At 50.8% G+C, this 19,164-nt stretch carries 15 protein-coding genes; 3 read left to right on the forward strand and 12 right to left on the reverse strand.

The genetic code is table 11. The annotated features are described in order from the left end of the window. Nucleotide 1: 1 nt before the first annotated feature. The 8 genes from QZT18_RS16900 to QZT18_RS16935 all read right to left on the reverse strand — a co-directional run bounded on the left by QZT18_RS16900 (nt 2) and on the right by QZT18_RS16935 (nt 12,126). Complete coding sequence (locus QZT18_RS16900) at nt 2–1,528, reverse strand: AbgT family transporter (protein WP_294149615.1); 1,527 nt, start codon at nt 1,526–1,528, stop codon at nt 2–4. Nucleotides 1,529–1,544: 16 nt separating this feature from the next. Then, complete coding sequence (locus QZT18_RS16905; protein ID WP_294149617.1) at nt 1,545–2,711, reverse strand: M20 family metallopeptidase; 1,167 nt, start codon at nt 2,709–2,711, stop codon at nt 1,545–1,547. 12 nt (nt 2,712–2,723) lie between these two features. After that, the gene (locus tag QZT18_RS16910; protein WP_294149619.1) at nt 2,724–4,691 is read right to left on the reverse strand and encodes an FAD-dependent oxidoreductase; all 1,968 of its coding nucleotides are present in this window, start codon (nt 4,689–4,691) and stop codon (nt 2,724–2,726) included. A gap of 463 nt (nt 4,692–5,154) precedes the next feature. After that, on the reverse strand, nt 5,155–7,674 hold the full coding sequence (locus QZT18_RS16915) for a response regulator (RefSeq protein WP_294149621.1): 2,520 nt from the start codon (nt 7,672–7,674) through the stop codon (nt 5,155–5,157). 11 nt (nt 7,675–7,685) lie between these two features. Continuing rightward, nucleotides 7,686–8,975, reverse strand: coding sequence for an ABC transporter substrate-binding protein (locus QZT18_RS16920; RefSeq protein WP_294149623.1), 1,290 nt, complete (start codon nt 8,973–8,975; stop codon nt 7,686–7,688). Between the two features lie 189 nt (nt 8,976–9,164). Beyond that, nucleotides 9,165–10,145 carry a GntR family transcriptional regulator gene (locus QZT18_RS16925; RefSeq protein ID WP_294149625.1) on the reverse strand — a complete coding sequence of 327 codons (981 nt, stop codon included), beginning with the start codon at nt 10,143–10,145 and terminating at the stop codon, nt 9,165–9,167. Further along, nucleotides 10,146–11,132: a winged helix-turn-helix domain-containing protein gene (locus QZT18_RS16930; RefSeq protein ID WP_294149627.1), complete on the reverse strand. Its 987-nt coding sequence runs from the start codon at nt 11,130–11,132 to the stop codon at nt 10,146–10,148. 52 nt (nt 11,133–11,184) lie between these two features. After that, nucleotides 11,185–12,126: an AEC family transporter gene (locus tag QZT18_RS16935; RefSeq protein ID WP_294149630.1), complete on the reverse strand. Its 942-nt coding sequence runs from the start codon at nt 12,124–12,126 to the stop codon at nt 11,185–11,187. 254 nt (nt 12,127–12,380) lie between these two features. Between QZT18_RS16935 and QZT18_RS16940 the strand changes: the two genes are divergently transcribed. The 3 genes from QZT18_RS16940 to QZT18_RS16950 all read left to right on the forward strand — a co-directional run bounded on the left by QZT18_RS16940 (nt 12,381) and on the right by QZT18_RS16950 (nt 14,156). Continuing rightward, on the forward strand, nt 12,381–12,941 hold the full coding sequence (locus QZT18_RS16940; protein WP_294149631.1) for a PadR family transcriptional regulator: 561 nt from the start codon (nt 12,381–12,383) through the stop codon (nt 12,939–12,941). Then, nucleotides 12,919–13,569 carry a class I SAM-dependent methyltransferase gene (locus tag QZT18_RS16945; RefSeq protein WP_294149633.1) on the forward strand — a complete coding sequence of 217 codons (651 nt, stop codon included), beginning with the start codon at nt 12,919–12,921 and terminating at the stop codon, nt 13,567–13,569. The genes QZT18_RS16940 and QZT18_RS16945 overlap by 23 nt, the downstream gene beginning before the upstream one ends. 80 nt (nt 13,570–13,649) lie before the next feature. After that, a complete protein-coding gene (locus tag QZT18_RS16950; RefSeq protein WP_294149635.1) occupies nt 13,650–14,156 on the forward strand; it encodes a hypothetical protein in 507 nt (168 codons plus the stop codon). 195 nt (nt 14,157–14,351) lie between these two features. Here the strand turns inward: QZT18_RS16950 and QZT18_RS16955 are convergent, their stop codons facing one another. The 4 genes from QZT18_RS16955 to QZT18_RS16970 form a co-directional block, all read right to left on the reverse strand. Further along, entirely contained in the window at nt 14,352–15,266 is a 915-nt protein-coding gene (locus QZT18_RS16955; RefSeq protein WP_294149645.1) for a sugar phosphate isomerase/epimerase, read from the reverse strand. Nucleotides 15,267–15,299: 33 nt separating this feature from the next. Then, nucleotides 15,300–16,337, reverse strand: coding sequence for a Gfo/Idh/MocA family protein (locus tag QZT18_RS16960; RefSeq protein ID WP_294149636.1), 1,038 nt, complete (start codon nt 16,335–16,337; stop codon nt 15,300–15,302). A gap of 166 nt (nt 16,338–16,503) precedes the next feature. After that, nucleotides 16,504–17,481: an ABC transporter permease gene (locus QZT18_RS16965; RefSeq protein ID WP_294149637.1), complete on the reverse strand. Its 978-nt coding sequence runs from the start codon at nt 17,479–17,481 to the stop codon at nt 16,504–16,506. Then, complete coding sequence (locus QZT18_RS16970; protein ID WP_294149641.1) at nt 17,478–18,980, reverse strand: sugar ABC transporter ATP-binding protein; 1,503 nt, start codon at nt 18,978–18,980, stop codon at nt 17,478–17,480. Before QZT18_RS16970 ends, QZT18_RS16965 begins: the two co-directional genes overlap by 4 nt. Nucleotides 18,981–19,164: the final 184 nt, after the last annotated feature.

Below are 19,164 nucleotides of genomic sequence, written 5' to 3' on the forward strand. Positions count from 1 at the left end.
CTTACAGCCAGACACCGGTTCCAACGCCGACCGGAAGATTTAATACGACCCAAAGCACGATCTGAACCACGAAAATGAGGAACAGTCCGATTGTGTAGGGCAGCATATTGGAGAATATGGTTCCCATGCCGCATTTCTTATCATACTTCTGGCAGGTGCCGAGGAGAATGATAAAGGCGGGCATCATCGGTGTCAGGTTGTTGGTAACACAGTCGCCGAGACGGTAAACGGCAATCGTAAATGCCGGGTTCATGCCGATCTGCATCAGCATTGGAATGAAAATCGGCCCGAAAATCAGATACTTTGTCGTAACGCTGGCAATCATCAGGTTAATAAGGGCAATCAAAAGAAGGAATGCAATTGCAATCATCCAGGACGGAAGCGGGAGCGTCTTCAGCCACTGGCCTCCGTTGATGGCGATTACCTTTCCGATGTTGCTCTTGTCGAAGATTTTCAGGAACTGCGCGATAATCATTGCATTTACAATAAACGGTGCAAACGGTTTTACTCCGTCATAGAGGAAGTTGGCCGCGTCGCCCGCCTTCTTAATCTGCCCGGTTGCCTTTCCGTAGACAATGCCCGGGATGAAGAACAGAAGCAGAAGGAAGAATACAAGGCAGTCCATCAGCGGCGCGCCGTCGATCAGGGAGCCGCCCGCTCCTCTCAGGAAACTGCTCTTCGGGATGCAGATTCCAATCAGGATGACGAGATAAACCAGAACGGCAATTCCCGCTTTTTTTGTGGCGGATTTCTGGACGTCCGTCAGATCGGAGGTCTTCACTTCCATTCCGGGCTGGCTGTAGGTTCCAAGCCTCGGCTCCACGATCTTTACGGTCACGAAGGTTGCCACTCCGGCCACCAGGAACGCGGATACAAACAGGAAGAAATAGCTTCCCAGGATGGACATATTGTAGCTCTCGTCTATCATATGCGCCGATTCGTTAATCAGCGGGGTGAGGAACACCTCGGCGGAACCCGGAAGGATTGAGGTTGAAAATCCGGAGCAGGCCGATGCATAACCCAGGAATACGCCCGCCAGGGGATGTCTTCCCATGCCGTAGAATATGGCGCCCGCAATGGCCGGGATCAGTACAAATGCCGCCTCGCTCGTCTGGTTTGCAATACATGCGATGATTGCGATTACAAAGACTACGATGTTGCCCTTTACATTGCCCAGAGACATCTGGATCGCACTTGTGAAAAATCCCGTATTGTCGCACAGGCCGGTCACAACGCCGATGGTCAGGCAGATTCCCAGTACCGCGAATCCCTGGAAATTAGATACAAAGTTTTTCATGAAATCAATCAGCCCCTCAATGCTGAGCATATTGATTACGTTGATCGTTTCCCCTGTGGAAGGATGTACCGTCGTGATGCCCATCTTGGACATAATAAATGACAGTACAAACACGATTCCAAGCAGATAGGTGAATAGGAGAAGGGGATGGGGCATCTTGTTCCCCCAGTACTCCACCTTTGCCAGTACGCCCTTCAGTTTGCCGTTGTTTTCAGTCGCCTGATTTTCCATACTAATACCTCCATCCTTATCTCTTCACGTACTCATAAGCGTAGCGGGCTATGAACTCATATCCCATTCTCAGCGCATCCTCGTCGAAGTCGAATTTGTCGCTGTGCAGCTCGTGACACTTGCCCGCAGCCTCGTTCCCCCCTCCCAGAATCGCAAAAAATCCCGGGAATTCTTTCAGAAATTCGCTAAAGTTCTCCGATGCCATAATCAAATCGGCCGTCTTTTTCACTTCAAGCCCTTCCACCTCGTCCACCGTCTTTCCTGCCTTGCCGACCAGCTCCGGTGTATTTACAACCGGTGAGTAGGGGGGCCAGATGCTCATCTTTCCTTCCACGCCGTATGCCTTTGACACACCGTCCACCATCATCTGCATTTTTTCTATAATCTGTACTTCCCCGCCGACCTTAAAGTAACGGCAGGAACCTTCGATATAAGCCGATGACGGAAATACATTGCTGTAAGTTCCGGCGTTCACGTAACCGGTAGATACGACGCACGGATCCGTAATGTCATAATAATTTCCCGGTATTGATGCAAATTTGAGAACGAGATCACAGGCCGCCTTCACCGGATCCTTCACCAGATCCGGCCTGGAACCGTGGCCGCCCTCGCCGAGCAGATCCACATGATACCCTATACAGCCGGCCATACAACGGTCCGGCATCAGGACAATCTGCCCCACCGGTACATTCGGCCAGATGTGGAGGCCGATTGCCTGATCCACTCCTCCGTTCTCCTTTAGATACGCCACGATTTGCTGTGCTCCGCTGTTCTCCTCCTCGGCCGTCTGAAAACACAGTTTTACGGAACCGTCTATCTCTCCCTCATACTCCTTAAGTACTGCGGCAGCGCCCAGCAGCATAGCCGTGTGTCCGTCATGGCCGCAGGCGTGCATCACGCCCTCATTCTCAGACTTAAAAGGCAGATCCGTTTTTTCCGTCACCGTCAACGCGTCCATATCGGCCCGGATGGCCAGCGTCTTTCCCGACGTTCCTTTGCCCACCGTTCCAATCACGTTATATCCGTCCACTGTCACATAGGGAATTCCCATGCGTTCCAGCTCCTTTCGGACTGTCTCAGACGTTCTGCTCTCCTTTTTGGATAACTCCGGATGGCGGTGAAAATCTCGCCTCATCCCAATGACATATTCCTCATATTTTCTGCAAACCTCTCCAAACTCCATACTCGTACCCTCCTACAGATGCATGGCCGCGTCGTACCCCATTCTGGCTGCTTCCAGCACTCTCCTCGGCCTGTAACAGTCTCCTATAACCTGAAAATCGGGAGCGCAGAACCTGAACCGCTCCACTTCCGCCGACAGAGGCCTCATGCCTGCCGCAACCAGTACCGTATCCGCCTCAAACAACTGCTGCTCTCCATCTTTTGTCACCGCCGTCACTCCGTCTTCCCTGATTTCGGAACAACTGATGTTGCAGATCAGTTTCACATGTTCTTTCTGTTTTTCCAGTTCCAGAAGAAGCGCTTCCCGGTGAAGATAGGCGCAGTCGATCGCCACGTTTTCCCGCATCTCCAGAACCGTCACCTCATGGCCGTGTTTGGAAAGCTCCAGCGCCTCCTCACAGCCAATCAGGCCGCCGCCGATGACTACGACTCTTTTACCGATTACCGCATGGTTTTCATACATTCCCACGGCCGGAACCACATTTTTTCCGTCGATTCCGGGAATCGGCGGGATTACCGCCTCGGCTCCGATCGCCATAATCAGTACGTCGGGCTTTATCTCCTCCGCCCTCTCAGGCGTCATCCCGGTATTTAAGAGGAGGGTAATCTCTTTCCGGTCCAAAACCCTCTGTTCCATCACATGCATATATTTGTCGAGATCCTGTTTGAAGGATACGTGCTTTGCATACTTGATGGCTCCGCCGAGGCTGTCCGTCTTCTCACAGAGAATCACCTGGTGGCCTCTGTCGCAGGCCCGGACGGCCGCTTCCATTCCGGCAGGGCCGCCTCCCACAATCAGGACTTTTTTTCTTCCGGCCGTAACCGGAGGATTGAACGCTTCCAGCTCTTTTCCAATCTGTGGGTTCACCGTGCATTTTGCCGCCCTGGTGGCATACTTCACATAGGGGACAAAGGAACCGCTCATGCAGACAATGCATCGCTGGCACGGGGTGATATCGGCTGCTCTTCCGTCCCTGGCCTTAACCGGCAGATCGGGATCCGCTATCAGGGCGCGCCCTACCGTAACCATATCGGCTTTTCCGTCTGCAATAATTGCCTCCATCATATCGGGATCCCCGATTCCGCCCAGGGCCGATACCTTTGTCTTTGTCACAACCTGTTTGATTGCCTCCGCCAGATAGACGTTGCACCCGTGGGGCAGGAACATGGACGGCACCATCGTGGTGTTTGTGGACGGCACGTGGAAGGTTCCGTCCGACACATTGATCAGGGCCACCTTACCGTCCACCCATCTTGCAAACTGTTTCATATCTTCCAGATCGAAACCGCCCTCCGTCAGCTCGGAACCGCTGATCCTTAAATCAATCGGGAAGTTTTCACCGCATTTCTTCTTGATGTCGTCGATAATCATCATTGCCATCCGGCAGCGGTTTTCAAGGCTGCCGCCAAACTCATCCGTCCTCTGGTTATTGAGGGGAGACATAAACTGATGTACCAGCCAGCCATGCCCCATATGTACCATAACCATATCGCAGCCGCCCAGCTTCGCCATCTCCGCCGCGTCCCCGAATGCCGATACGACTTCCTCTATCAGTTCACGGGACATCGCCTTCACCGGCTGCCCCGCCACTCCCACTCCGTCCGAAGGTCCCCATGTTACTCCGTCGTAATACAGGGGATTGGCCCTTCTGCCGGGATGCAGCAGTTCTATGTTGGCAAAGGCTCCGTGACGGTGAATGGCGTCCGTGCACTGGATCAAATAGGGAAGAATCTCCTGGTCGTCGAGCGGAATCATTCTGCCGTGGGCCTTTCCCGTCTTTGTATGTACGCTGCTCTCACCCAGGGTTACGATTCCGGCTCCGCCTCTGGCTTTTACCTCATAGGCTGCTATGTTTAACGGTGTCAGATAGCCCTCCGGCATCAAGTCCGACATTCCCACAGGAGCCGCCTCAATCCGGTTTTTCACAGTCAGGCCGCCTATCTTAACAGGACTCCACAAATTAGGATAATACTTGTTCATTTTTCTTCTCCTTTCAGAATTACCGCAGGCAATTCTGGGCCCGGGTCTAAATTGGTATGTATTAATTAATTTCTTAATTCCAAATGCGCGCTGTTTGATGGAATTGAATTAATTTAATTATACTATTTTGTAAGTTATTTTACAATATGCACTATATTTTTCATTGTATTTCATCATTTTCCCTTTGAATTTTATGCATTTTGTATATCTTTTTCTGCATTGGCATTATTAATGCAGTCCAATCCATTTTATTAGTTCATACCATTTCACAGGAGCCGTCTGTCCGCCTCCCTTCAGCAGACGGTAAACACTAAAAAGGAGGCCATGAGTAACGATATTTATCATCGCTGCTCATGGCCTTCCAAAGGGCATATCAAGTTTACTGTTTTATCTTCATTTTCTCTGTCTTCCTGTATCCGTGTTCCTTATCCGGTATCTGCAAACGCCGTCTCTGTCCGGTTTTCTATTTTTTCCCGATAGCTCGGCCAAGCTCACGCATCATAGCCGATATATCCAGTGGTTTTGCCAGATGGCCGTTCATGCCCGCGTGCTCCGCCTCCTCAATATCCTCCGCGAATGCATCGGCCGTCATTGCAAAGATGGGTATGGTTCCCGCATCGGGCCGCTCCATGCCCCGGATGTACCGGGCCGCCTCGTATCCGTTCATCACCGGCATCTGGATATCCATGAGAATTAAATCATAATATCCCGGCTGTGAACCGGCGAACGCCTCGGCGCCCTCCCTGCCGTTGCATGCGGTATCCACCGCGGCTCCCGACATGCTCAGAATGTCCGCGGCAATTTCCCGGTTGATCTCATTATCCTCCACCATCAGAATTCTTCTGCCCGAAAGATCCACGTCTCCCGCCTGTTCATTCGCTCCGGACCGCTTTCCGAATACATACTGCATAATACCGGCGTAAAGCGCGGACCGGAAAAACGGTTTCTGGACAAAGCCCGCCGCCCCGGCCGCCATGGCGTCGGCTTCGATATTGGACCAGCCATACGAAGCGGCGCAGAGAACCGGAGCATCAGTCCCCATCCGCTCCTTAATCAGACGGACCGTATCCGCTCCGCCGCTTTCCTCCGTATCCCAGTCAATCAGTGCCATTCCGTAAGCATTTCCCTCTCTATGGGCATTGTAAATCATATCCGCGGCGCACGTTCCGTCCCCGGCCGTATCGGCAGCCGCTCCCATGGCCCTTAACAATCCGGCCGCAGAGCCGCAGGCCTCTTTATCGCTTCCGACAATCAGGACACGTACGGGAGGCAGGGGTTCAACCGCCTCCTCCTGGGCCAGGGCCAGCTCCAGGTCAACCGTGAATGTCGTACCAATTCCCGGCTCACTTTCAACCGATATCTTCCCTTCCATCATATCTACAATCATCTTTGTGATCGCCATCCCAAGACCGCTTCCCTCAATTTTCTCCACGCGGTGATCACGTTCCCTGGTAAATGCGGTGAAGAGATTTTCCATAAAGTCCTGCTTCATTCCGATTCCCGTATCCGCAACGCGGAACCTGAAGTGGGTACAGCCATCCTTACCGGAGGGCAGCTCCGTCACATCGACGTTTATCGTCCCGCCTTCCGGCGTGAATTTTAATGCATTGCTCAAAAGATTGATCAGAATCTGGTTAAGCCTGAGAGAATCGGAACAGATCATCTCATGGCGCAGCCCGTGCACACGAAACCGGAAGATTTGCTCCTTATCGCAGCTCATTGGATAGATTATGTTAACTATATTAGTCAAAAACTCCGCCATGGAAAAATCCCGGTTGCTCAGCGTCATCTTTCCGCTCTCTATTTTCGACATGTCGAGGATATCATTAATCAGTCCTACCAGGAGGCGTCCCGATATGCGTATCTTCTCCAGACTGTCTTTCAGCCGGTCTTTGTCATCCAGATGCGCCGCGGCGATCTCAGTCATACCGATAATCGCATTCATCGGTGTGCGGATATCGTGGGACATATTGGACAGGAAACGGCTCTTTGCCTGGTTGGCGCTCTCCGCAGCCCTGCGTGCCTCTTCCTCTGCCTGAAGCACCCTGTTGGTGTAATTCCTGTAGACCATGGCAAACGCCCCGAGCAGCAGTGCGCTGACCAGGAGCAGTCCCAGAAAAAGCTTGGAATTCTGTACAATACGGTCTGCCTGCTCCATAATAACCCGGTTCGGTATAATCGACACGATATACCAGTCCTGAGCATTTTCCATCGGCACATAGCAGAAGACATAATCCTCTTTCTGGTAATTAAACCGGGCTACGCCCTTCATCCCCTGTTTCAGGGAATCCTCGAACACCTTTACCTCCTGCGCATTATTGCCCTGCAGATCGATAATATCAAACAGATTCCGGAAGGTTCTGTTACTGTTGCGGTGGCGCGAACGGATCAGGATATCCCCATCGCGGTTCACAACGTAAGAGAACCCGGTGTCGTCATAAAATGACAGGGAAAAACGCTCCGATATCTCCGACAGAGGTTTTGTATTATGCACAATCCCCCTGGCTCCGTCGGACCATTTAAACGCTTCATAATATCCAATCGTCCAGACCCCGGTGCGTCCCTCCAGAAACGGTTCCCTGACCCCCGTCTGATCCATGCCCAGCAGAATATCAAGCTGATTCTGCTCCGGTTTCACAGCGCCTTCCGCCGTTCCCGTATAAACCATACCGGTTTCCAGATTTACACAGAAATAAGAGGCCCCGCCGGCGCCGGACAGCCCTATTATACTCTGAAGCGTTTCCTCATCCCGTGAATCTTCCACAGAAAGCTCCGTAGCCAGCCAGTGGAGCATCTCCCTGTCTTTCTCTATATATGTATCCAGTGCATGGCCTCCCTGGGTAGTCACTTCCAGGATATCGGTCACCGATTTATTCCAGAGAGCATTCTGCACGCTGTTGATATAGTAAACGCCGCCAATCAGGACTACTGCCGCAGACAGGATTACAAGAATAAAAATATTCAGTTTTTGCTTTATTTTCATGCTGTGTCCCCCTAACGGCCGTTCGTCCACTCATCCATCAGATTCTCCATCCGCAACACTGCGGCATCTGCATTGTCCCCCTCAAGCATCCCCACAACACATTGACGCGATATCTCCCAAATCGGGAAATTCAAATTGTCGTCGGAGCCTATTACACTGCGCCCGTTGGTGAGATACGGCCCGATGGACTGTATGGCCTCATCTTCGGCCAGCCTGTTCTCCGCCAGGGGACTGAAAGAGCTCTGACTGTCCACAAACTCCCACATGACATCACTCTGCGTCAGGTACTCTACGAATTTTTTCGCTTCTTCCTGGTGAGGACTGTCTGCATTGATGCTGATGCGTGTGTCGGTGTTAATCACCAGAGCGCTTCCATCGTCCATAAAAGGATAGGGCGTCACTATAAAATCAAAGCCCGGATCCAAATCACGCACTCTGGGTACCGCCCAGGCTCCGGTCAGCATAAAAGGCCGTTCTCCTCCGGTAAACAGGACAAGATCGTCTTTTGTCTTCGTGGTATTCAGAGCCTCTTCCCGGTCAGCCCAACCGCGTTCCAGCATTTCCTCCACCAGCTCAAAGCCGGGCCGGAACGCCTCCGCCAAATCTGCTTCCCCGCTGTTAAAGCGTTCCAGCTCCGCCATGACATCCTCTTTCCGGTAAACAGGAAGCATTGCTTTCGCAATGGCCGCCGTCTTCAGAGAGATATCATTGTTCGCAACAATCGGGGTAATTCCCTGTGAAACAAAATAATCGCACACAGCCTCAAACTCCGCTATATTTTCAGGAATCTCCTGTTTATATTCTTTTAAAAGATCCAGATTGCAGTACAGGCCAAAAGCCGATATAGAGGTAGGCAGATAGTATACTTTTCCGCCCGCATCTATCTGACTCAATGCCAAATCGCTGAAATTGTCCAGTGTGGAGATACCGGAAAGATCCGCCAGTTTTCCCTGCTCTCCCAATTCCAGGACGCGCTCATGGTCGACCATAATAATATCGTCTCCGTTGCCGGTAGCAATTCTCTTATTCAGCACCTCATAGTACTCCGCCCCTTTTATGCCGTCGTAGGTAATGGAGATTTCGGGATACTCATCCATAAAACCGTGAAGCGCATCCTCAATTGCCATGACATTGAGCGCTTCATATTTATAGCCGAAAAAGGTGAGGTTCGTCTGTGGCTGTTCTTCCTTCTGCGTATAATTATAAACGATATTCTGTTCCTGTTTTTGAGAACATCCTGCCAAAATTGCTACTGCCAATCCACCCGCCATGACGCTTCCCCACATCAGCCGTTTCTTCATCTTATTTCCTCTCTTTTCCGGTAATTCCGATTCTAAATACGTTCCGGCAGACCGGCGGCAATGTCCGTTTCCGTCATGGTCCATTATATCACGGTATGATTGGCAGAACAAGGAAATTTGGCCCCCTTGTGGACAGAGTTCATCCGCTGTGGCCACGGCGGTCAGCGGATGTTCCGGCCCATTTCCCATTTATTTCCTGACCCAGAATTCCTGGATTTTTTTCTTCAGATGCATCAGGGAACCCTCGTCTATGACCTGGCAGAACTGAAAACAGCCCATTTTATGCTCTTCACAGTACTGCCGCAGTTTGCCCGGCAGTCCCTCCATAAATTCCATATCCTGGGGCAGGATTACCACCGCATCTTCACCGGCGTCCTCCAGATACGAAAGAGCCCCGTCAATCGGGACATACTCCCCCCTGCCCTTCAGCCCCAGCTCTTTCAGATAGCGTTTCATACTATAGAGATACCACTGTTCTTCATATACTAGGACTGCCCTCTGCTCCCTGCCGATTCTGGCGACCTGGCTGATAGACATCCTGCTTGGGGACATAACCACCATCTCCACCTCGAAGGGCAGCTTTCCCCCGTTTTTCTTTTTGACGAGCCGTTTCACGTCGTCCACATGGTTAATCGTGGTTACTGCCATGTCGTAACCGCCATTGATCAGGATACCGGCATCCTCGCGCACATCATCCAGCAGCACAGGTATCACCTTCGCATTGCAGGATAATGCCAGCTCCGATGCACATGCCTTAAGAATCTCTTTGCTGCAGTCCACCCAGGCCACCCTGACCTTCTCACGTTCCGGAAGACGGCTCCAAATCCGTTCCAGAAACAGATTTTCTATCTCATGCCAGGTAAGACCCGAGCCGTTCAGCTCGTAGATGGCCTCCCTGAGCATTTTCTCCACCTTTTTACGCTCACCCGACAAATCCGGCCTGCAGGCATAGCTTCCGCTGCCCTGGACCGTTCTGATAAACCCCGGGCCTTCCAATGCCTCATACGCCCGCTTCACCGTATCCCTGGATACCGATAGTTCCTCGCAGAGCTTTCTCTCCGTCGGAAGGCGTTCCCCTTCCTTTATAGCTCCGCTTTCAATCTGCCCGGCTATCCAGTCGGCTATCTGGCGGTACACCGGAGTTCCCGGACGAAATTCAATCCCCGGCATCTACATCCCCTCCTCATGCCCTTTTTCCTCTATCTGCTCAAACACCTGTTTCAAATGGAACAGGGAGCCTCTGTCTATCTCAAATTCAAAGGGCACGATGACGCACCCCATTTTCTTTGCTCTCTCTATTAACTGCAGCGCAAGATTACTGCTGTAATCCATATAATCAGGGGGAATGATAAAAGAAACCGGCTCCTTTGTAAGCCTCTCCTGATTCATTCCAATCTGCTGTTCATTTACACAGACCAGACGCCCCTTTTTCCCGAGAACCTTCAGTGTATACTTAACCGAATCCAGGAATTCCCTCGATCGGTACAGAATGCAAATCTCCTGCCAGTCCGGCAGGACGGTGAGCCTTGAGATGGTTTTACGGCTTTCCCGGAGAGCCACTTTATCCGTCCAGAGGTGCATGGAATCGGCATAACGGACAAAATCATTGTAATGTTTCTCGGCCACCAGCGTCAGGACGCACTGGGGGCTTATTACGCTTTCCCCGGAAAAAAGGTCGTTTAACAGGTAGGGTTCCACTTCCAGCCCCGTCTTTTTCTTTAGATCCAGCATGACATGGTGGAGCGTTTCCGCATTGCAGTCCACCAGGGCCACCTTAATCTGCCTGTCCCCGCCAAAGACCTGTTCCAGTTGGCCGCGCAGAAGGAGGAACATCCGGTTCATTGGGATTCCCATTGATGCTGCCGCTTCGACCGTCCGGTCCACCAGTTCCTGCGGCGTCCTCTTGGTTTCCCTGCTCTCTTCCCTTTGGACATAGGCTCCTCCGCCTCTGACCTTATAGATACAGCCCCGTTTTTTCAGGCTGTCGTAGGCTTTTTTGACCGTTCCCACGGAAACGCCTTTCTCCTCCGCCAGGGCCGCTTCCGACGGCAGCCTGTCGCCGGGCTTTAATTCGCCGCCTTCAATTCTCCCGTACAGCTCCTCCGCAATCCGGCCGTACAGGGTATTCATTCCCGCTTGTTTATCCGCGTTGTCCATGGCCGCCAGCCTCCTTCCCCGCGCCGTGTGCTGTCTTTATCCGATTAATCTTCTATCCTATAAATCCGATGCCTGTGAACAAAAATACCCATAAAAAGATAGTCACAACCGATGCAGCCGTACTAATCACGACAAACTGTCCTGCCAATTCCCCGTCTCCTCCCATGTTCTGGGCCATCGAATAGGATGCCGTAGCCACCGGCGTCGCATACAGTTCGAAAAGAATGAAGCGTTCCAGGTTATTAAACCCGAGCACAGTGGCGATCACCGTAATAATTGCCGGCAATACCAGCAGTTTCAGCGTCATGGACGGAACAACATACTTCAGGTTGTGGCGGATGGCCGAAAAATGCAGAGTTCCTCCCAGTACAAACAGAGCCAGAGGCGTACTCAGCGCGGCAAACTGGGCAATCGGCGTCTCCACGCTGGCCGGAAGTTTGATATTCAGAAGATAGAAAAGCAGTCCGGTCATCGCACCCATAATCAGCGGGTTGGTACACACATTTTTTAGCAGCACGGACGGTCTTACCTTTCCTCCGTTGAACATCTCCAGAATAATAACTGCCGTTACATTATAGATGGGAATGACTATGGCAACCATCATCGATGCAAGCACGGCTCCTCCGTCCCCAAAGAGATTGGATGTAAGGGGAATACCGAACAGTACGAAGTTACTTCTGTAAATCGCCTGGATAATAACGCCGCGCCTGGAATCCTCCCCGACAATGCGCGGAACGGTCAGCAAAAGAATAGCCTGAAGCGCCAGGATGCTCACGACCGCCGTGATAACAAGTTTCCAGTTCAGCACCAGCCCGTGATCGACGTTATAAAGATTATTGAACATCAGAAGCGGGAAAAAAGCCGTAAAAATCATCTTGTTCAGCTTATTCATAAATCCCTCATCGACCAGGCCGCTGCGTCTCACCCCGTATCCGAATACGATATAAATCAAAAACGGCACTACCGCATTGACTGCAATTATAAAACTTCTCATCTTTTTCTCCTGTCCCATTTGTATCTCTTTTTTAATTCTATAATTATAAGATTAACATAGAAGCAAAGCAACATAATATTGGTTTTTCATATATCTATATTTGTTTTTGTTATATCTTTTTGGACATTTTTAGGATATCATCCCCTGGACGCTCATGTCTATCAAAATAAATAATCGTATTGACAAATAGTCAGCGCTGAGTATAATTATAGTCAGTACTGACTACTTATCATTATGAATCCGGAGGTGATTTTATGATCCCGCTTTACATCCTTGGAATGCTGCTGCGCTTCGGGCCGCAGCACGGGTATCAGATTAAGAAACTAATCGGCGAACAACTGGCGGACTTTACAGACATCAAGCTCCCAACCATCTACTACCACCTGGAGAAGATGGAGGCCGCCGGCTATATCGGCTCGGAGAGCGTCAAAGACGGAGCGCGCCCCGAAAAGATGGTGTACCACATCAGCGAAACCGGTAAAGACCATTTTAAGCAGCTTCTCTACCGCACGCTGGATATCAGCTACCGCCCGTCCTTTGAGGTGGATTCCGCTCTTTTCTTCTCAGACTCCATTGACCGCGGAGATTTTCTGGCCGCGCTGGAACAGCATATCGGAAAACTGAACGCATCGCTGGCCCGGATCGATGAGCACAAGAAAGAGACGCTGCCTTTCCTGCCGCACGATATGCGGATATCGGCCAACCTTATCTTTGAACATCACATCCGGCATTACCAGGCGGAGATCGGCTGGGCGGAACAGGCAATCAGCAATATAAAGGAGGAAAAAAAACATGACGAAAGCCAGAGTCATTGAAACCAACTCGGGAATCCAGGACGAAGTGACGACAAAAGTATTTGACGTATTTGCCCGCGGAATGCGCGATAAGGGCTGGAACGGCGTCGACGGCATGATCGCTTCCGGCATTCAGGGCGGCGATATCCTGGAAGTCGGCCCCGGCCCGGGATATGTAGGGCTGGAACTGGCTAAAAAGCTGAACCCGCGCTCCCTGACCGGCTGTGAGATCAGCCCGGCCATGATACGTCTCGCCGAGAAGAATGCCGCCGAGTACCGGATTGACGCCAAATATGTCCGGGCCAATGCAATGGCAATGCCATTTCCCGACGGAAGTTTCGACGCCGTGATTTCCAACGGTTCCCTGCACGAGTGGGAAGATCCGGTGCGTATTTTCAATGAAATACACCGCGTTCTCCGCCCGGGCGGCCGCTACTGCATCACCGATCTGCGCAGGGATGCCGCTCTGTGGAAAAAAGCATTTATCTACCTCGGCACCAGCCCGAAAGAGATGCGGCCCGGTTTCGTAACCTCCCTGAATGCCGCCTATACGGTTTCTGAACTTAAGGAACTGCTGGCCAAATCCAAACTCAGCCAGGCAGAAGTCCGGAAAGACTTTTTCGGAATCTGCATTTCCGGCATCAGATAAAGACGGTGGTAAAAAAGAATAAGTTATGGTAGAATTTTCCTATTAACGCCCGGAGGGGCGGATACGAAAGGAGAATTTCCATGGTTTTTGAAAACCGTTTTCATACCACCAGAGAGATGTACAAAGAATATGTGGGGAAGGTGCTGTGCCGCAGAATCTATGTCCTCGGCAGCATTTTTTCCGTAATAGCGGCGCTCGCTTTTATCCTCAGCATACGCGGAAACCAGACGATGGCCGCGGTGGAAGGTGTGTGTCTTTTTATTCTTCTTGCGGTCATGATCATTACACCGGGAAAAGTATTAAAGCAGCTCCTGGAAACCGACAAACAGCTTCACAACGGGGAACATCCCGAATGTGTCGTTACGTTCGGCGATCATATCAGCTTGACGGAGGGAAAGCAGACGCTGACGATCGAATATGCACAAATCATCAATATCTACCGGCTGAAGACCTGCAGCGTCCTCATGTTTACGAAGCAGAACGGCATTCTCTACCTGGAGGATCACTTCACGGTGGGAAACAGTACCGATTTTAACGGTTTTATACTGGAAAAATGCGTAAATGTAAGCCGCATTGAACAGCGTTAGAACGTACAGAATAATAGACGGATCATACAGGGGGCGGGAAACCAATAAAATGGTTTCCCGCCCCCTGCCGGTTCTGAATCCTGTATGATTATCCGCCGCGCAGCCCTGTATTACAAACCGCACGGCGTCAGATTACGGACTGTCCAACCTTAAAATACAACCCGTGTAAACCTTAAGCTGTAAGCTGTCTCAGCCTTAAATAACAAACTGTCTCATATATCTCTCGCTGAGTACGAGGCTCTTAATCACATCTTCATGTGTATCCTCAAAACTCTTATCTTCCACCTCAATGCAGGTGTATCCCTTATACCCGATATCGTTCAGGGCGCTGACGTATTTTGCCCAGTCCACGTCTCCCAGTCCCGGAAGCTTCGGCGCCATGTACTGAAGCGGGTATGCCATTGTTCCGACATCCTCCAGCTTATCCCTGTACAGTTTGATGTCTTTGTAATGCACATGGAAGATTTTATCCTTAAATTCATACATCGGTTTAAGATAATCCATCATCTGCCATACAAAATGGCTGGGATCGTAATTCAGGCCAAAGTAATCGCTCGGAATCATCTCAAACATCCGGCGCCAGATCTTCGGCGTTGTCGCCAGGTTCTGTCCTCCCGGCCACTGTGTCTCGTCGAACAGCATCGGGCAGTTCTCGATTGCCACCCTCACCTTGTGCTCCTCGGCAAAGCGGATCAGTCCCGGCCAGATTTCACCGAACAGCTCCATGTTTGCCTCGACGCTTTTACTCTGATCGCGGCCGATAAAGGAGGTAACCATCCCGATTCCCAATTTCTCGGATGCCAGGATTACTTTTTTCAGGTGCTCTATATTCGCCGCCCTCTTCTCCAGGTCTCCGTCCATCGTGTTCGGATAGAAGGCCAGGGAAGAAATCTCCACCTTCTTTTCTTTACAGTAATTCAGGATATATTCCGCTTTCGCATCGTCCAGTTCATCCACGTCGATGTGGCTGACGCCCGCATAGCGGCGCTCCGCCTTGCCGTTCGGCCAGCAGGCCACCTCCACGCATTCATATCCCAGTCCGCTTATCGTGTCAATCATTTCCTCAAAGGACATCCAGTCCAGAATTGCACTTACAAGTCCCAGTTTCATCATTCTACCTCCCGTATCACATTATCACGTCTCTCACTGGTTCACTTTCACGCTCCTGCCCGTCTCAGAGCTTTCCACGGCGGCAAATACCGCTTTCATGGCCGCCAGAGCTTCCTCGCCGCTGATCTCGGGAGGCGTATTGTTCACCAGGCATTCCATAAACAGATCGATTACTCCCGACTTGGTCTGGTTGTCGTTCGTCTGTATCTTATCCAGGTCATAGCAGATTTTCTCTCCGCCCTTCAGTTCCACGACAATCGAATGGGCCGGATCGCTGTAAATCTTCATGACTCCCTTAGTTCCGTAAAGAATCGTGGAGTTGTCCTCGGCTCCGTAGCAGGTCCAGCTCGCCGTCATCGTGCCGATGCAGCCGCTTTCCATCTTATAAATGCAGATGGCATTGTCATCCACGCCAATCAGCCTGCCGGATGAATCCCTCTTGTCGAGAGCGCCCAGAAAGCCAATCACCTCGGCCACTCTGGAACCGGTCAGAAACTGTATCAGATCCGTCTTGTGGATTCCCAGGTCGGCCATGGCGCCCATTACCGCTTTTTCCTTGTCAAAGAACCATACGCTGCTTCCCGGATCTATGCTCCATGTTTCCGGACCGCCATGGGCAAAATTGGTTTTAAAGGTCACAATATCCCCAATCAGCCCCTCTTTAATCAGCTTCCGAGCTTCGGCATGGGCTTTTGCAAGTCTCTGGTTGTGACCCACCATCAGGAAACGCCCCGTCTCCTTCGCCACGCGGACCATATCCTCACATTCCTTCAGGCTCATTGCCATCGGTTTTTCACAGAGCACGTGTTTTCCCGCCCTCAGGGCCTCGATTGTGATCCTGGCATGGGCATGGTTTGCGACGCAGACGCTGACTGCGTCGATTTCTTTATCGGCGAGAAGCTCCTCATAGGAATCAAATACCTTTCCGCCGTACTGTGCGGCCAGTTCCTCAGCCCTCTCCCTGTTTAAGTCATAATATCCTTCCAGCTTAGCATCTGCATTATCTGCATATTCCGGGATGTGCCTGACCTGAGAAATCTTTCCGCAACCGATAATACCGATTTTAAACATTACAAATCCCCCTTAAATTATGTTATGTATAACTATTCAGTACCTTCATAGTTACCGCTTCGCGATGCACAGAAACGGCCCAAAATGCCGTTTCGCGCTGACAAAACTCGGGATTTTCATGTAAAAACACATGAAAACGCCTCGCGGAATACTGCCTTCTGAACAGTTATTTATTCTTTTTTTTAGACTGTGCAAGCACGGCCACGATGATAACGATACCTCTTACAAGGCCGTTTAAGAATGGCGGCACGTTTGCCATAATCAGGATTGTCTGGATAATCCGCAGCATCAGGACGCCCAAAAACGTACCGATAATTTTTCCGCGTCCGCCTTCCATGGCCGTTCCGCCGATGGCAACCGCGGCAATGGCATCCATCTCATAACCGTCTCCGGCGCTGGCTGCCTGGATGGAAGTCAGACGGCTTGCCAAAAGGAATGCCGCAAGACCGTAAAGAATGCCTGCATAACAGTAAATCATTGTTTTCACATTGCCGACCTTGATACCGGTCAGTCTGGCTGCCTGCTGGTTGGAACCAACGGCGTAAACATAACGGCCGAATTTTGTCTTGGCCATGATAAAGCCGGTCAGCAGGGTAATCAGGATAAAGATAATCATCAGATGCGGAATTCCTAAAATCTTGCCGGACGCAACATAACGGAATGCATCGTACATGCTCTTGTCAACGGTAAACGGTCCGCCCTGTCCAAGCTGTGTGATAATGGAACGGTAGGCCGAAAAGGTTGCCAGTGTAACAATGAACGGGGCAATATTTCCCTTTGTGATAAACACGCCGTTGATCAGTCCCAGTAAAAGGCCGAATCCAAGGCAGAATAAGAGGCACAGCGTGATACTGTGTGTCTTGTTTAACAGGGAAACCCCAAGTCCCGATATCAGGGCTACGGAGGAACCGACGGAAAGGTCGATCATGCCGGCCGAGATAACAAGGCTCATGCCCATGGCACAGATTCCCACAATCGCGCCCTGTACAAACTGGTTTGTCAGGTTTGTGATTGAGAGGAAGGATGGATTGATAATCACCGCTACAATCAGCAGTAATATAAAGCTCAGCCAGTGGCTGTAGTTTGTCGTTATATTGGACCAAATCTGTTTAAAATCTTTGTCTGAAGTCTTTGCTGTACTCATGCCTGTACCTCCGTTTTCGTTCCTGTCGAAAGCGCCATTACGCCCGCCTCATTCAGTTCTTCTCTCTCGAGTATCCCGTTTATTTTCCCCTTATACATCACAATGCAGCGGTCCGCAATCTGATAGATCTCCGGGAATTCCGTGCTGAATACCAGGATCCCCTTGCCCTGTGAGGCAAGTTCCAGTATCAGCTTGTAAATGGCGTATTTTGCGCCTACGTCGATACCCTGGGTCGGGTTATCCATAATCATGACGTCGGCGTCCGTCTCCAGCCATCTGCCCACGATTACCTTCTGCTGGTTGCCGCCCGAAAGGGATGTGATCGGATCTTTCTCACTTCCGACCTTAATCTCCATCTTGCTTCTGTTCTTCTCAAAGCGGTCGTTTTCTTCCTTATTGCTGATGACACTCTTTTTATGAAGCAGTGTAAAATATGCCATTGAGTTATTGTCCCTGATGCTTAAGTCCGGAAGGATTCCCCTCTCCTTCCTGTTGCATGGAATCATTGCCACGCGGTGGCGCATCACATCCAGTATGCTCCTGGTGTTCAGTTTGCCGTTCCGTGTCGCAACCGTGCCGCCCTTCGACGGTGTGGCTCCGAATAACGCCGTGGCCAGCTCTCCGCTTCCGGCTCCCTGGAGGCCGGTAATCGCAATTACCTCACCTTTGTGGAGTTCGAAGGTAATATCCTCGAACGTCTCTCCGGTCAGCCCGCTCACCGACAGTACGACCTCTTCCTCCATGCACGGTTCCTGCTGCTCTTTCAGGTTCGCGTTGACAAAGGTCTTTCCAATCAGAAGCTCGGTGGCCTGATGTTCATTGATATCCTTTATAAAGCCGGTCTCGATAAACTTGCCGTCCCTGAGAACCGTGTATTTATCACAGATTGTAAAAATCTCCGGCATCTTATGGGAAATATAAATAAAACTTACTCCCTGCCCCTTAAGGCGTCTCATGATTGTAAACAGGTTTTCGATTTCCTGGTTGTTCAGGGCCGTGGTAGGCTCATCCATGATGATAAGCTCGGACTGGAACAGAAGGGCTTTGGCTATCTCGACCAACTGCTTTTTGGCCGTCTCCAGTTCCCCTACAAGAGCCATGGCGTCAATCTTTACATTCATGCTGTCCAGCACTTCCTGCGCCCTCTTAATCTCCGTCTTCTTCTCTACCATTCCTGCTTTATTCGTAAGTTCTTCGCCCAGGAACATATTTTCATAAACCTTCAAATCATTACACAGGTTAAGTTCCTGGTGAATGAACCGGATTTTCATTTCCATTGACTTCTGAGGAGTCATATTTGTAACTTCATTGCCGTCAATTATTATTTTCCCGGAGGTGGGAGGAAAATTGCCGGATAAAATATTCATTAATGTGGTTTTGCCTGCCCCGTTTTCTCCCAGCAGGCCGTGGATTTCTCCGCTTCCTATCTGAAAATCCACATCCTGAAGCGCCAGGACGGGACCAAATTCCTTGCTGATTTTTTGCATTTCCAATTTCATAGGTGGAACCTCCTCTACAGGAAAAGCCGGCCGGTTAATAACCGACCGGCTTATCACTCCTTGATGACGGTGAAAAGTCCGCGTAGCGTGCTTTTCATCGTTAATTACGGTAAAACTGCGCAAAGCGCGCTGTTACTGTTCACTCCGTGCCCAGTAACACGCTGCGCGATGCACAGAAACGGCA

Source organism: uncultured Clostridium sp. (assembly GCF_900547735.1).
Classification (GTDB): Bacteria; Bacillota; Clostridia; order Lachnospirales; family Lachnospiraceae; genus Otoolea.

What these genes read in the sequence shown, in the direction of transcription:
- QZT18_RS16900 (WP_294149615.1), bottom strand. Translation starts at nt 1,528, where the DNA reads ATGGAAAATCAGGCGACTGAAAACAACGGCAAACTGAAGGGCGTACTG.
- QZT18_RS16905 (WP_294149617.1), bottom strand. Translation starts at nt 2,711, where the DNA reads ATGGAGTTTGGAGAGGTTTGCAGAAAATATGAGGAATATGTCATTGGG.
- QZT18_RS16910 (WP_294149619.1), bottom strand. Translation starts at nt 4,691, where the DNA reads ATGAACAAGTATTATCCTAATTTGTGGAGTCCTGTTAAGATAGGCGGC.
- QZT18_RS16915 (WP_294149621.1), bottom strand. Translation starts at nt 7,674, where the DNA reads ATGAAAATAAAGCAAAAACTGAATATTTTTATTCTTGTAATCCTGTCT.
- QZT18_RS16920 (WP_294149623.1), bottom strand. Translation starts at nt 8,975, where the DNA reads ATGAAGAAACGGCTGATGTGGGGAAGCGTCATGGCGGGTGGATTGGCA.
- QZT18_RS16925 (WP_294149625.1), bottom strand. Translation starts at nt 10,145, where the DNA reads ATGCCGGGGATTGAATTTCGTCCGGGAACTCCGGTGTACCGCCAGATA.
- QZT18_RS16930 (WP_294149627.1), bottom strand. Translation starts at nt 11,132, where the DNA reads ATGGACAACGCGGATAAACAAGCGGGAATGAATACCCTGTACGGCCGG.
- QZT18_RS16935 (WP_294149630.1), bottom strand. Translation starts at nt 12,126, where the DNA reads ATGAGAAGTTTTATAATTGCAGTCAATGCGGTAGTGCCGTTTTTGATT.
- QZT18_RS16940 (WP_294149631.1), top strand. Translation starts at nt 12,381, where the DNA reads ATGATCCCGCTTTACATCCTTGGAATGCTGCTGCGCTTCGGGCCGCAG.
- QZT18_RS16945 (WP_294149633.1), top strand. Translation starts at nt 12,919, where the DNA reads ATGACGAAAGCCAGAGTCATTGAAACCAACTCGGGAATCCAGGACGAA.
- QZT18_RS16950 (WP_294149635.1), top strand. Translation starts at nt 13,650, where the DNA reads ATGGTTTTTGAAAACCGTTTTCATACCACCAGAGAGATGTACAAAGAA.
- QZT18_RS16955 (WP_294149645.1), bottom strand. Translation starts at nt 15,266, where the DNA reads ATGAAACTGGGACTTGTAAGTGCAATTCTGGACTGGATGTCCTTTGAG.
- QZT18_RS16960 (WP_294149636.1), bottom strand. Translation starts at nt 16,337, where the DNA reads ATGTTTAAAATCGGTATTATCGGTTGCGGAAAGATTTCTCAGGTCAGG.
- QZT18_RS16965 (WP_294149637.1), bottom strand. Translation starts at nt 17,481, where the DNA reads ATGAGTACAGCAAAGACTTCAGACAAAGATTTTAAACAGATTTGGTCC.
- QZT18_RS16970 (WP_294149641.1), bottom strand. Translation starts at nt 18,980, where the DNA reads ATGAAATTGGAAATGCAAAAAATCAGCAAGGAATTTGGTCCCGTCCTG.